This window comes from Chlorogloeopsis sp. ULAP02 (assembly GCF_038404745.2).
Classification (GTDB): domain Bacteria; phylum Cyanobacteriota; class Cyanobacteriia; order Cyanobacteriales; family Nostocaceae; genus Chlorogloeopsis.
This window is the reverse complement of record NZ_JAYKTT020000068.1, coordinates 108483-122429: the sequence shown is the minus strand read 5'-3', so window position 1 is coordinate 122429 and position 13947 is coordinate 108483. Positions and strand designations below refer to the sequence as shown.

The 13947-nt window shown below is 38.7% G+C and carries 13 protein-coding genes; 4 read left to right on the top strand and 9 right to left on the bottom strand.

The window, feature by feature from the left end; translation table 11 throughout:
- From U2718_RS23755 to U2718_RS23740, 4 genes are all read left to right on the top strand, one after another.
- Positions 1–206 (top strand): hypothetical protein (locus tag U2718_RS23755; RefSeq protein ID WP_411813358.1); only part of this gene is annotated, 206 nt, incomplete at its 5' end.
- A complete protein-coding gene (locus U2718_RS23750; protein WP_342002645.1) occupies positions 163–810 on the top strand; it encodes a histidine phosphatase family protein in 648 nt (215 codons plus the stop codon). The genes U2718_RS23755 and U2718_RS23750, both read left to right, overlap by 44 nt.
- Positions 811–897: 87 nt before the next feature.
- Positions 898–1923 (top strand): glucokinase, encoded by a 1026-nt coding sequence (locus tag U2718_RS23745; RefSeq protein WP_342002644.1) that lies wholly within the window; start codon positions 898–900, stop codon positions 1921–1923.
- A gap of 118 nt (positions 1924–2041) precedes the next feature.
- Positions 2042–2644 carry a hypothetical protein gene (locus U2718_RS23740; RefSeq protein WP_342002643.1) on the top strand — a complete coding sequence of 201 codons (603 nt, stop codon included), beginning with the start codon at positions 2042–2044 and terminating at the stop codon, positions 2642–2644.
- A gap of 55 nt (positions 2645–2699) precedes the next feature.
- Here U2718_RS23740 and U2718_RS23735 read toward each other — a convergent pair whose 3' ends face one another.
- The 9 genes from U2718_RS23735 to hepA form a co-directional block, all read right to left on the bottom strand.
- On the bottom strand, positions 2700–4145 hold the full coding sequence (locus U2718_RS23735) for an O-antigen ligase domain-containing protein (protein ID WP_342002642.1): 1446 nt from the start codon (positions 4143–4145) through the stop codon (positions 2700–2702).
- A 37-nt stretch (positions 4146–4182) separates the two neighbouring features.
- Positions 4183–5148 (bottom strand): glycosyltransferase family 2 protein, encoded by a 966-nt coding sequence (locus tag U2718_RS23730; protein WP_342002641.1) that lies wholly within the window; start codon positions 5146–5148, stop codon positions 4183–4185.
- Positions 5145–6176 (bottom strand): glycosyltransferase family 2 protein, encoded by a 1032-nt coding sequence (locus U2718_RS23725; RefSeq protein ID WP_342002640.1) that lies wholly within the window; start codon positions 6174–6176, stop codon positions 5145–5147. Before U2718_RS23725 ends, U2718_RS23730 begins: the two co-directional genes overlap by 4 nt.
- A 101-nt stretch (positions 6177–6277) precedes the next feature.
- Positions 6278–7438: a glycosyltransferase family 4 protein gene (locus tag U2718_RS23720; RefSeq protein WP_342002639.1), complete on the bottom strand. Its 1161-nt coding sequence runs from the start codon at positions 7436–7438 to the stop codon at positions 6278–6280.
- Between the two features lie 34 nt (positions 7439–7472).
- Positions 7473–8363, bottom strand: a complete 891-nt coding sequence (locus tag U2718_RS23715) for a glycosyltransferase family 2 protein (protein ID WP_342002638.1) — start codon at positions 8361–8363, stop codon at positions 7473–7475.
- A 76-nt stretch (positions 8364–8439) separates the two neighbouring features.
- Complete coding sequence (locus tag U2718_RS23710) at positions 8440–9399, bottom strand: glycosyltransferase family 2 protein (RefSeq protein ID WP_342002637.1); 960 nt, start codon at positions 9397–9399, stop codon at positions 8440–8442.
- Positions 9400–9710: 311 nt separating this feature from the next.
- Entirely contained in the window at positions 9711–10676 is a 966-nt protein-coding gene (locus tag U2718_RS23705; protein ID WP_342002636.1) for a glycosyltransferase family 2 protein, read from the bottom strand.
- 184 nt (positions 10677–10860) lie between these two features.
- Positions 10861–11853, bottom strand: a complete 993-nt coding sequence (locus tag U2718_RS23700; protein ID WP_342002635.1) for a glycosyltransferase family 8 protein — start codon at positions 11851–11853, stop codon at positions 10861–10863.
- Positions 11854–11979: 126 nt separating this feature from the next.
- Positions 11980–13821 carry a heterocyst formation ABC transporter subunit HepA gene (gene hepA / locus U2718_RS23695; RefSeq protein ID WP_342002634.1) on the bottom strand — a complete coding sequence of 614 codons (1842 nt, stop codon included), beginning with the start codon at positions 13819–13821 and terminating at the stop codon, positions 11980–11982.
- Between the last annotated feature and the right edge of the window lie 126 nt (positions 13822–13947).

Below are 13947 nucleotides of genomic sequence, written 5' to 3'. Positions count from 1 at the left end.
TTATCCGTTCCAGATTTAGTTGGCGACTTGAAATTGACGGTAGGGCAGTTATTTGGATGGTTGAAATTGTAAACTTGTCAAACTCTTTAAATCCCTTAATTTCCCAACATGAGATGATATTTATTTTGCAGCCCGCAAACTTATCCACTTGGGAATCAATCCATGAGTCAAATCATCTGGATCGCAAGACACGCCAATCGCCTTGATTTTGTTAACCCAGAGTGGTTTATAACAGCAGAACGACGCTACGATCCACCTTTATCTGAAGATGGTTTTTTGCAAGCACAACAGTTAGCTAACCGCCTAAAGCAAGAAAAAATTACTCACATTTTTGCTTCTCCCTTCCTCCGAACAGTGCAAACAGCCAACGCTGTTGCAGAAGCGCTGAATTTACCAATTCAGTTGGAAACAGGTTTAAGTGAATGGTTAAATCCTACTTGGATGGCAGAAGAACCCAAAAAACTGTCAACAGCGCAACTAGCAAAACTCTTTCCCAGGATTGATATTAGCTATACGCCGCGCATTGCTGCTAATTACCCCGAAACTCATGAACAAGTACGGGCGCGCTCTGGGCAAACAGCTAGATGTCTAGCTGCGGAATTCTCTCCACAAAATATCTTGCTAGTAGGACATGGTGCATCGGTACAAGGTGCAGCAATGGGGCTTGTAGGAGAAATTGCCTTAACAGAAGTTAAAGCTTCTCTGTGCAGCTTAGTAAAAGTTGTGCGCCAACATCCAGAATGGTTTTTAGAACTAAAGGGAGATACATCCCACCTTACACAGGTAGAAGAATTTGTTCGGTTTAATTAATAAAGATAGTAGCTAATGGTGAAATTGCAATCAGCTACTAGCTATGATTAGCCATCACAAAAAAATAAGTTATTTTTGATACACATTATGACAATAATATTAGCAGGAGACATCGGCGGAACAAAAACTATTCTGCGACTGATGGAGGAGTCAGAAGGACGGCTTTTACGTACAATTTACGAGAAACGTTACCTCAGTGGAGATTATGCCGATTTAGTACCGATCGTACAAAAGTTTTTGGCAGCACCTAACACCCCAACACCCCAAAAGGCTTGCTTTGCGATCGCAGGCCCTGTAGTTAACAATACAGCCAAATTGACTAATTTGGCTTGGTTTTTGGATGCCGAACGCCTCCAAAAACAACTAGACATTGCTTCTGTGTCTTTAATTAACGATTTTGCTGCCGTTGGCTATGGCATTTTGGGTTTAGAACCAGAAGATTTATATACTCTCCAATCTGGCAAACCAAATCCAGATGCCCCGATTGCGGTTATTGGCGCTGGTACTGGTTTAGGGCAAGGGTTTTTAATCAAACAAGGAAACTACTATCAAGCTTTTCCTTCCGAAGGTGGGCATACTGACTTTGCTCCTCGTACAGAATTAGAGTTTCAGCTGTTGAAATATCTGTTAGATAAGCACGATATCCAGCGCGTTTCTGTAGAACGAGTTGTTTCGGGTTTGGGAATAGTTTCTATTTACGAATTTATGCGCGATCGCAAAATTACTGAAGAATCACCAGATATTGCTGCGATCGTCAGAACCTGGGAACAAGAAGCAGGTAAACAAGAAAAAAGTGTTGATCCGGGTGCTGCAATTGGTACAGCTGCCGTGCAAGGAAGCGATCGTCTTTGTGAAGAAACAATGCAATTATTCGTAGAAGCTTACGGTGCTGAAGCGGGAAATCTTGCTCTTAAACTTTTACCTTACGGCGGTTTATATATTGCTGGTGGCATTGCTCCCAAAATTCTACCTCTAATAAAAAAAGGAGAATTTCTTTTGAATTTCAGTTACAAAGGCAGAATGCGTCCTCTTTTAGAAGAAATACCAGTGCATATTGTACTCAATCAGCAGGTGGGGCTAATTGGTGCTGCCATTTACGCTGCTAGACAATAACAGACAACTTGGGTGAGCAATGCTCCTCCTAGACAATATTACTGGTGCTACTCTGCATACCGCTAGGTTATAAAAAACTAGCAACATACGTGATGTTATATATACAAAAGCAAAAACTATGACAAAAAGAGTGTTTTTGCACTTAATCATCGCCACTTTAGTATGCAGTGGATTGCAAAATGTCGAGGCACGCCCACCCAAACGTCAAAATTATAAAATCAAGCCAATTATTACTCAACCAATAAAATCACAATGGGAGCTATTCACAGCTCCAGATGGTAGTTTTTCTGTTTTAATGCCAGGAAAGCCAAAAATCATCAGCCAAACCCAAAAAACTTTTATGGGAGAAATTGACTTGCAATTATTTGTCAGTCAACCAGCTAACCAGGAAGTGGCATACGTAGTAGCGTACAATGAATTTCCCTATAGCTACGGGCAAATATCTAATCCTCAAGCAATACTTAGTAATGCTAGGGATATGGCTTTAAAAACTACACAGAGTAATTTAATCCGTCAACGTCCAATTCGCAGTTCCAACGGTCATCCAGGTAAAGAAATCGAGTATGTAAATCCTGGTGGTAAAATTACTAAAAACCGGATGTATATTGCCGAAGGGCGCTTGTATCAAGTCATGGTTATTACTACTAAAAAACAGCGCAATACCCTATCTAAAACTCTAAATGGATATTTAAATTCTTTTCAAGTAGTCCTGAAAAGATAATTATATTTTTAGGGACATTGTTGCTTTTTGCCATGTCCCTTATCACTGGGCAAGTCTAGTTAAATCTAGAATTCCTTTGCTGCACATAATTTTGATGCACGTAATATTTATGCCCAGCCATAACAATAGCTAAGAATCCCCAAAGAATCATACCGGAAACACCTAGCATACCACTACCAATAGGTAGGGATGCCACACAAGCAATACCAATCGCCCGTGCAGCAGCCATAAAAGGATCGATGCGAGTTTCAAAATATTGAAATACTTGAAACAAAAGCAGAATTAATCCACCTAGATAAAAGACAGCTCCAAACCAACCTAAAGTGAAGAACATATCTAAAATTCCGCTATCAATTACAATTGGTTCTAGGAGTCCTTTTTCATTAACAATAAAAGTATTTCCAATTCCGTTTCCTAAGCCATTAGTCAAGGCTTTCGTCAGTCCATCTTTATAAATTTCTTGCCGAATCTGGGCGCTGTTATCTTTTTCTAAATTAGAAAAAGTTTCTAATCTTTTGCTGATTACCCCAGAGAATGGCTCCATATTAGCCAATGGTACAACACAAACTGCCATGACCAAAATAGTTACCATCAAACGCATTTGAATTTTCGGCTTCAGTGAAGAAAGTAGGCTCAGTAATCCTACTAACCAAGCTCCCCAAATACTTCGTACCATTGTTAGCAAGAATGACAAGTAACCAACCACAGAGGCAGGAATACGTAAAACATCCTTACTATTGAATAACAACAACAAACCAGCCATCATCGTAGTCGCAAAAGGGCCTGGTGATGCCATCGTACTCCAAACACGAATACCAAAAGGTTCAGGATCACCAAAACTTGTGAGTTTCGTGCCGATCAGCCAAAATCTATCCCACTCAGGAGCAATCAGAAACTGTACCACTCCATAGATTCCTGTTACCAAAACTCCCCATAGGAATGTGCGGACAATGTTTTGGCGATGTCGAGGATAATTTTGCCAGGTTATGAATATGTAGAAAGCAAAGCTAATAGGCGTTAACCAATCTAAAAGTCCTCTAGCGGCAGTAAAAGGTGTAGTTTTAACTAATCCAATTAAATAACCATAAAATACACCCAAAAAAGCTAATATAAAAGGTAAACCACCTTGATGATATGATCTAGGAAGGTTTTTTAAGGCAGTATGCATGGTAATCAGTGTTACCAAGTATTGGGATACAAGTATGAAACGAGTACTATCAAAACTGGTACGATAATCAATTAAGCGAGCAACAAGAGGTGTAAGGAACCAAATCCACCACAGGAAACCCATGTAAAGTGTAGGGTATCGCAAATAAAGGAAAATGCCTACAGCCAAAGAAACCACTACATACCCTGGACGAAAAATAGAGCCAGCGCCTACAGTAATGCAAGCTACCGAAAAAAGTACTAATCCCAGGATTGCTAGCCAACCAAAAAGAGGTGGGTTTTCTGGAGCGCTTTCTGCAAAAGAATTATTGGAAGTTACCTGCCTGTGAATCACTTAGTATCTCCAAAATCAAAGACTATATCCATAAAGACTACTTACTAGTGTTCACTTTTGCTGATTTTTCCTGCAAACACTGCTGCCAACTCCGCAATCCTGAAGAGCGCCCTCGCAGCGATGCCAGCCACTTCTTTTGAGCCAATTTTCCTTCTGTGGGCAAAAATCGCAACCACTGTAATATACCTAAGGCTTCTTGAGAACCCACTAATACAGCCCACAGCATAAATATGACACGACGCACAGGCGCAAAGTGTTCTAGCAATACTAAGGTTTCATTGTGTACTGCATTCAGCAAAGCTACTTCATTCAACCTGTCTCGCTTATCCTCGTCAAAACGTTGTGCAGGATAGTGATCTACTGCGATCGCTGGATCGTAAATTAGTTTCCAACCATTTCGTTTTAGCGCCAAGCACAACGCCATTTCAAAATGAACTTGTGCGCCTGTACCCCACATCCGCTCATCAAAGCCAATTTGCGTGATCGCACTCCGACGATAACTCATGTTTACACCCTTGAGGATGTCTACCTCGCGTGCTTCTCCAACGCCGCGATGATGGTTCCCAATTACACGTCCGAACCACTGGACTTTACCTACTACTTCAGTATCGCTATCATCTAGCAATTTATTTTGAAAGTATACCCAATCACGCCCACCTACACCACCCAAGCGCTCATCTGATAAATAATAAGTTTCGATACGTTCTAACCAATTAGGATGAGGTGCCGCATCATCATCCGTAACGGTGATGATATCGCCTTTGGCAGTATCAAGTCCAGCATTGAGAGCGGCAACAACTCCTGGAACATTGACTGTTATAGTACGTATTGGTAAAGGGTTAAAATTTGATTCTTTAAGTAATGCCCAAGTATCACTGTCAGTATCCCGTACTACTACTAACACTTCATCAGCAGGACGAGTCTGCAACTTCAGCGCTTCTAAACAACGAGTTAAGTCTTTGGGGCGACGATAGGTGGGAACGATGACGTTGATTGCAATCATGGACGGGTAACTGCATTTACTCTGGAAGTATTCTTCAACCTGCTTAACCATCCTTTGACCATTCCTTTTAACTCTAATTCTGTATGGTGCAGCCATTCAAAGAAAGGAGCTAGACCTAAAGATAGTACAAATAGACGTAGCCGCAATGCAGGTGAATCACCTAATTGTTTGAGCAATGCCACCAGTTCTGCCCGTTCTTGTTGGTCGTAAATGGGCAAAAAACAGTATGCTGAATGTAAAATAGCAAACTTCCGGCGCTGCCTTTTCAACACTTTTGTATCCCAGCCTCTGTTCACAAAAGCAGGTAACAAGCTTTCCTCAAAGATTCTGATGTAACCTTTCAATTGCAGATGTTTGCGCTTAGGACGTACTTTTTTAGCGTCAGTCCACACCCGATAGCAAGCTAAAATTTTATCTACATAAACATTGCCATAGCCAGATGCTGGGATTCGGACTGCAAGGTCATAATCTTCAACAAATTCTGGGCGCTTGTCATAATAGTTCAATTCTTTTAATACTGTGCTTCTAAACATACAGATATTTGCTGCAACGCGATAACCAGTAACTGAGGCTTGTAAGGCTACATCAGCATCTTGAAACTCCTCTTTTCTGGCTACTCGCCCAACTGAAAGATTTTCCCCTTTTTCGTTAATTTGTTGGATAGCAACATGGGCATAACCTGCTTGGGGATTTTTTTGCATTAGTGGGACTAAAGTCTCTACATAACTGGGCAGCAGAAGATCATCTGAGTCTAAGCGAACAATAAATTCAGTTTGTGGTTGGCTCAACAGCCAAGTGTTATTGGCGGCAATACCGACGTTTTTTGGCTGCCGATAATAGTGTATCTGCGGATATTGCTGGCATAGCTGTGCCATCACTTCAGGTGTATTATCGGTACTGCCATCATCTGAAACCCACACCTCTACATTTGGGTAAGTTTGTTGACACGCACTACGTACTGATTCTGTCAAATATTGTGCTTGATTGTAAGTAGGTATGCAGATAGCAACTTTAGGTAATTCTTGCATAGGAAGAAATTTTCAAAGGTATGTACTAAGACTGATTTTTATATCAAAAAAGCTAGTCAATAAAAATACACGAAAAACAGATTAATCTATAATTTCCTACCTCAAACTTTACTAGATAAACTTAACTCTTCAAATAAATCTACATAACGTTGTGCCATTTGATCCCAGCTATGATTTTGGGCGATCGCTCTAGCAGCTTTGCCCATTCGCTCGCGTAAAGCGCGATCACTTGCCAAAACTAACAGCGCTTGTGCTAATGCTTGGGCGTCATCCGGATCTGGTAAAACTATCCCTGATTCTGGTGTTACTAATTCAGCAGCTCCTGTTGTCTGAGCCGTAATCACAGGTAAGCCGCAAGCCATCGCCTCAATCACCACTAAACCGAAAGGTTCATAGCGGGAAGGGAAAACGAGGAAATCTACTGCTTTCATTAGCTGTGGCACATCATAGCGAAGTCCTAAAAAATGTACGCGATCGCTTAATCCCACTGAGTCTGCAAGTTGAAGATATGGGCTGCCTTCTGTAATTCCCGCTACTGCCAAATGTAAATTGGGAACTTTCACTAAGGCTTGCAATACCGTATCCAAGTTCTTGCGGGGAATTCTAATGTCTCCTGCAAACAGTGCTAAGGGAACTCCACTAGGAAGTCCCCATGTTTTGCGATCAGTAGTACCTGGTGAAAACTCCTGCAAATCAACACCATTTAAAATTACCTGCAAGCACTCTGGCGCTACACCGATGTTTAATAGATCCTTGGCAATCTGATTAGAAATTGCCACAACTATTTTTGCCTGACTGAAAGCCTTTTTTTCCCAACGCGCATTTACAGCTGTATAGAGCCATTGGTAAAAATCATATAAAACTCCGCGTGGGTTCAACAAAGTCTTAAGAGATTTGGATACAGCCCCTTTGGCGGAGAATTTTAGCCAAGAACTATGAACAAAATGCACTGCATTCACATCTGCTGGGAATAATGTAATCGCACCATTGGCTTTTACCAGATCAAACTCAGACCGATGTTGACGCAACCAAATTGCACTCCGCCAAGAAAATATCATATTACGGATAAATTCTGTAGGCCAATTTTTCACTGGAATACTAATCCATTTAACTTGGCTATTTTCCTGTAATTCAGGAGCTACTTGGCTTGCTAATAAGGTAACATAGTGGCCTCGACGAATAGCCTCCCAGGTAATTTCATAATTTACCCGACCTTGACCATTACCTTTGATAACATTGTGGGTAACGATACTAAGTTTCACGCTTCAGTATCCTAAAATAATTATAAGTAAATTTTCAAATACTAGATGGCAACAATAATCTTTCAATTCGAGAACGACGCAGAATTTCTGGCCAAGCTTGAATAGCTTTTCGTTGTAACAAATATCTTGTCATCTGTATAAAATACAAAATAATAAAACTTAGTAGGTTCAAGGGATTAGGAAACAAATCTTTATAGCGTTTAATACCAATATAAAGCCTTGCTGCTTCTATATATAATTCATAATTACTTAAGCCACCTATACCAGATGTACCCACTTCCAGAATGCTATTTTCTCCAATACATTTTGCTTTTAATTCCGAACAATATAAAATCTTGTAACCACGCTTGAGCGCTCGTAAACAAAGTTCTGCATCTTCATAGCCAAAAAATATATTTTCATCCCATTGTTCTTGAGTAAAAAATTGTCTAGGAAACAAAGCGGCATGAATAACTACAGTTTGAGGAATATCTTTAGTAGGAGAGAAATGGCCTTGAAATGTAAGTTTGGCAGGTAAGAGTTGATTGCCAATATCATCATTTTTATGACGACTTGTACCTGTCAAAATAGTATATTTTCTTTCTTCACTCGTCATCTGATTATATCTATCTATAGCAAGTGCAATAAAATCTGGCTCAACAGAAATATCATCATCTACAAAAGCAACAAAATCGGTTTCGGATTCTGGAATTGCATTCACAGCATTATTGCGGTTGCCACAGACACCAGTTCGAGGCCCTAAAATATAACGAGTTCCTGGATATTTTTGGACAATTTGTAGATTTGCTTGCTGTACTTTCTCTTCGGGCGAATCATCGGAGACTACTACAATATGAGGTTTAACTTTAGAACTCCACAAAGCTTCCAGACAAGCATCAAGTTCTTTTGTACGATTTCTTGTTGTGACACAAGCAGATACTCGCATTGATTTTACCTATATAAATTGGAATAAATGAATCTTCTAGATATATGGAGTAAACTTGGATATTTTCTGTAGATATTTAAAATTTTGCTGCTACCTTTGCAGGAGTAAAACTTAGCATTAGTGCAGCCATTGTCCGTAAATTTAACTTCTTACACAAAGAACGCCAAAGATAAGAACGCGCTTGTTTAAGTTGTTCAGCTCGCATTAAACCAATTCCTAAGGTTGTACTTACCTTAACCCATTGTTGACGAAAATATGGTTTAAACTCCTTTAGTCTCTCATCTTCCATAAAACATTGAAAACAAAACATATCTGCCTGAGCTTTGCGAATTTTTGCCTGGTAGTTTTGTCTACCACTAAGCATTGTTTCTGTTTCTTCGTGTCTCCGGTATCTAGTTAATTTTTCCGGAAAATAATAAGCTCCCATACCTGTAGAGCAACACAGGTAAGTTAAGTAAATATCCCATGATCCGCCTACTTCTACAGGAATTTTATCCCAATCTATAACCTCTCTACGAATGACAGCCGCCATTGCTGTAGCTACCGCTTGATCTACTAAGCCAAGCTTATAGAAAGGTTGATAAATACCTTCTTGAAGATTAGCTCTTTGAAATAGCTTTGAACAATGCTCTGTAATCTCATGATTGATTTCACCATCAGCATTGATCACATAATGATCACAAAAAGATAAAACTAAATCAGGATTAGCTTCGAGGGGAGGAATAAGTTTTTCTAAAAAGTCTTCTTCCCACATATCATCATCAAGCAGAGTAGCTACATATTTTCCACGCGCCATTTTAAAAGCTTTCATAGTGTTGCTGAACATTCCTAAGTTCGTTTCATTACGCGAAAAACGAATTCGAGGATCTTTAAAAGAATCCACAATTGCTTGTGGATTTTCCAGACTACAATTATCAGAAACAATAATTTCTATATTTTTGTATGTCTGGCAAATAGCACTAGTCAGAGCTTGCTTTAAATACTCTGGACGATTATATGTTGGGGTAATAATACTAACTAGAGGTTGAATATTCATATCTATATCAATATTTACCTATAATGAAATTCTTAGAAAAACTTAATCAAGGGTAAAACTAAAACATTAATCAGAAAAACAATATTCTGTTAGTTGTTTAAAGTTTTATTAATTAACACATTTTTTCTCATATCCATGTATTGCTGCTTGTAAATTTTTTGCATCTAAAACTTCGTAAGCAAAATGATGAAATATTGACGTTTGTCAATCTCCTCAGATGCTACTATTGTATTTTTTGACATTGACTTGTGAGTTAATTCTACTTAATTAAATTTCTGTAGGCTGCCCACTCATAATTAGTTTTTTCCTTACTAGACAACTGTCTCGTTTACACTTACATTGGGATGAGTCAGCAATTTAATACTCTTCATCCAAAACCGCAACAGATAATAAACTTTTTCCCACAGACGATAAAATCGCCATCCCAGTATCAAGTTTGAGATGGCTAACACTTCTTTGGTATCCCATTTGCTACGTCTATAGAAGTTTGTACGCCGATATTGGAGATTTCGAGATAAATTTACTCTGTAAGGATGACCAATTTGTTCCAAAAATTCGTTAACATATCGGTTAGTCATCTCAATTCCTGCTAGTGCTTGCGCTTCTTCACTTTCACTTGTGGAATGTTTAATGAAGTGATTAGCACCGTGAATGCGATAACTTCCCAGGATTTGATTCAATGTTTTAACTTTGCCCAAAAAGGCAGTACAGTATATAAGACAACCATCTGCACATAAGCGCCACTTACTACAGTCAATAGGAAATACTTTTTCCAGAACTTTACGTCGATAAGCCAGTCCAGAGGTAGGCGGGAAACACCAAGCATTACCAGTGTCTACAATTACTTGTGCTAAATTTTCATCAAGCAACTGACCGACGGTAGAACTACCCTTGACAAGGTTGCCATTGCCATCAATATTGTTCAACAGATGCATCACTCCAACCACCTCGGATCGGTTGAACTCTTCTACTATTCGCTGCAATTTTTGCGGTTGCCATACGTCATCAGCATCCAAAAAGGCGATGATATCTCCGCTGGCAGCTTCAAATCCAGTGTTAAATGCTGCCCCTTGCCCTTGGTTTTGCTGGTAAATCGCCTTAATTTTATCAGGTGCTAATTGCTGTAACTCGGCAATTACCTCACGGCTATTATCTTTGGAGCCATCATCCACTAAGATGATTTCAAAGTTTGGATAGGTTTGTGCCAAAACAGAATCAATAGCTGTTGGTAAGTAACGAGCGTAGTTATAGTTTGAAATAATGACGCTAACCTTCATTTTGTTTAATTGATTATCGATAGAGCTAAAGATACTTTTGCTAATTCTATGATGCTCGTATTATTTATGACTTAGTTGGGAGACACAACTAAAAAATACGTCACTATGTATGAAAGTTAGCAAAAGGAATTACGTATATTTTTTAATTTATATCAAGGCTAATGGCAAAAGGTAATAATATTACCTAGCTTTTTTGAATCAAAATTTTTATTACGACTTTCTTTATAAGAACTTTAATTTGCCACAAGTAATAGCGGATGAACCATTGAGAACGCCACAAAAGATTTTCAATGGGTGTAAACCATTTACTGTCTTTGAGATAGCGAATCCACACTAACTGTTGCGGATGAAGGCAACCTATCTGCCAAGGTTTAGAACCTCCTGCAAAATGAAAGATATAAGGCTTGCTAATTAATTCTTGTCTAATAGCCCCAATCTCTTCCTTGTATGCTGATTCATCCCAAATGTCGTAAAAGTAAATATGTGATATGAGGTTCCATTTGAGATCTAGTCTTCCCCATTGATTAGCCAGCACGACATTAAGTCCTTCTTGGTCTCCTAAGTGAACATCTTGGCTATATTCTTGAAGATATTGAATTACACGTTGGCTAACGTTTTCTGCTCGCCATCTTTTTACATTGATTACCAATACTCCAGAATTGAAATAGGGTGTCTGAGGCGCAAGACCAAATTCTTGGTATTTAGCTATACCAAACGGAGAAGATACATAGGGAGTTCCCAAATCTTGAACAGCTAGTACTGCGTATTCGTTTAATGGTTGTTCCCACAAGTTTTTGAGATTTGCCTCTACTTGCAAGTCACAATCTAAGTAAATAGCTTTTTCAAAATGTTTTGGTAACAGATCTGGAATCAGCAATCTCAGATAGGAGGCTACCGTTATCCAGGGAAGGGTATGTAACTTTTTGAGTGATTCTAACTCTGATGGTGTTACCCATTTAAAATGAACATCAATATGCTCTAGATCAATTACACGCTCTAGCCGTTTTTTACTTTTGTTACTAATACCACCGTCGATAATATACAGATAGAGTGTGCAATTGTTTTCTAAATGGATCAGTGTGCTATACAGAGTTATGGCGAGGGGCATAGCGTAGTTATCATCCGCCCCACAAACTACAACAAGCGGTTCTTGTTGTAACATCGTAGAAATAACCATAGGTTAGTGTTTTAAGATTAAGTATATAAGATTGAAATATATGTAAAATATATTTCAATATTTAAAAATCATAGTTAAAATTCAAAAGCAGAGAACTTGCTTATCAAGGGTAAGTTCTGGGTGTTTTTAGCCTAATTGACCTAATTCATGCTGCATTTGGTGATAATTCCAAAGCTTGCCTCGTTGTTGTAGCAGTTCTTGGTATTTCCCTTGCTCTACAATACGTCCCTGTTCTAAGACAACGACTTTATCTGCTTTGGCTATTGTGGAAAGTCTATGAGCGATCGCGATCACGGTTCTACCGACAGAAAGCTTTTCTATAGATTCTTGGATTAATCGTTCTGATACAGAATCTAAAGCGCTAGTTGCTTCATCCAAAATTAGAATTTCTGGATCGCGTAGCAAAGCACGAGCAATCGCAAGCCGTTGTCTTTGCCCTCCAGATAACCGCACTCCGCGATCGCCTAGTTGTGTATCAAAACCAGCAGGCATTTCCTCTATAAATTCCAATGCATTTGCTAGTCGGGCGGCTTCTCGAATTTCAGCTTCAGTAGCCTCTGGTGTACCGTAAGCTATATTATTCCAAACTGAAGTATTAAAAATAAATGTATCTTGGCTTACTACAGCCATCTTACGTCGCAGCGAGTTAATTTCAAACTGCCGCACATCAACTCCATCAATTAAAACCTGTCCTTGTGTTGGATCATAAAATCGTGGAATTAAATCTACAACTGTGGTTTTACCAGCACCGGATGCCCCAACTAGTGCTGTCATCTTCCCTCGTTCAATCGTAAGTGTAATATTATGTAGTACTAAATCGTTGGGGTCATAGCCAAAATCCACTGAGATTAAATCAATTGCTCGTTTTAAGCTGCTAAACGCAATATCACCGTTCTGAAAGTAAGTTTTATTATCAGTTCGCAACAGCTCTTTGATATTTTCTACTGAACCTTTTAATGTGCTGAGGAAAGCAAATGTTCCATTCATATCTTGAATGCTTGGTACTGCTCTCAGCAAAACAAAGAAAAATGTCAGTAAGGAAGCAACTGGTAGTGTTAATTGCGTAAAAGAAATAATAATCAAACTCACAAGCACTGTAGTGGCGATCGCTTCTGCTACTGGCTTTACCAGTGTCCAAGCTAACGCTACTTTTACTGAGGCATTGAATACATTCTCACTAGCTTTGTAAAAACGCTGGCGCTCAAAATTTTGAGTACAAAATGCATGAACAGTACGAATACCATTAATAAATTCTATAGATGTTGAATTTAAAGTTCCATTGGCATTAGAAATCCCAAAACTTTGTTCTCGTATTCGGGCATTAAAAGTTGTTAGTCCCACTGCTAAAAGCGAGAATACTAACACTGAAATTATCGAAAGTTGCCATGAAATTAAAAACATGGCGATAAAGTAAACAGTAACTGTCAAACCTCGTGTAAATAAAAAAGCAATACCACCAAAACAGGCTTTTATTCTCTCAATCTCTGTGGTGATAGTATTTATTAACTCCCCAGAACGTGTTTTGGCAAAGTAGCTTATTGATAATGCTTGTAGCTGTTCAAACATTTGCACTCGCAAACGATGTGCAAGATTTAATTGAGCTGTTTCTGTATATATTGATGCAAAGTAATTGAATGTTACCCGCATCCAAGTACTCAATAAAATTAGAATAGATATTAGATATAAAGGATTAATGATTGTTGTATTTGCAATCCATGTATCCAACCACCCTATACCTATCTGAGGTTGGGCATTAGGATTAGTTAAGCTTTGCAAAAAAGAAAGTAGAAAACCAATACTAACACCCTCAAATGTTGCTGCTAGTAGAGAAAAGATAATAGCTAAAACTGTAGTTTTGCGAAAATGCTTAAATTCTCGCAATATTAAATAGTTGTCCTTCCAAAATTTATTAGCTGTGACTAGATTTTTAATTAGTTTGCGCAGTAGTTGTAAAAGTTTTAGATGCATGGATATTTTTTACAATATTTTGACAAAGAAGATATTCTGCTCCAGAAGCTATGCATACAATTATCTCAAGCACTTTGCAGAGAAAATAAGCGTTCACTGCATAGGCTTGATCAGCAATTGTTTCAA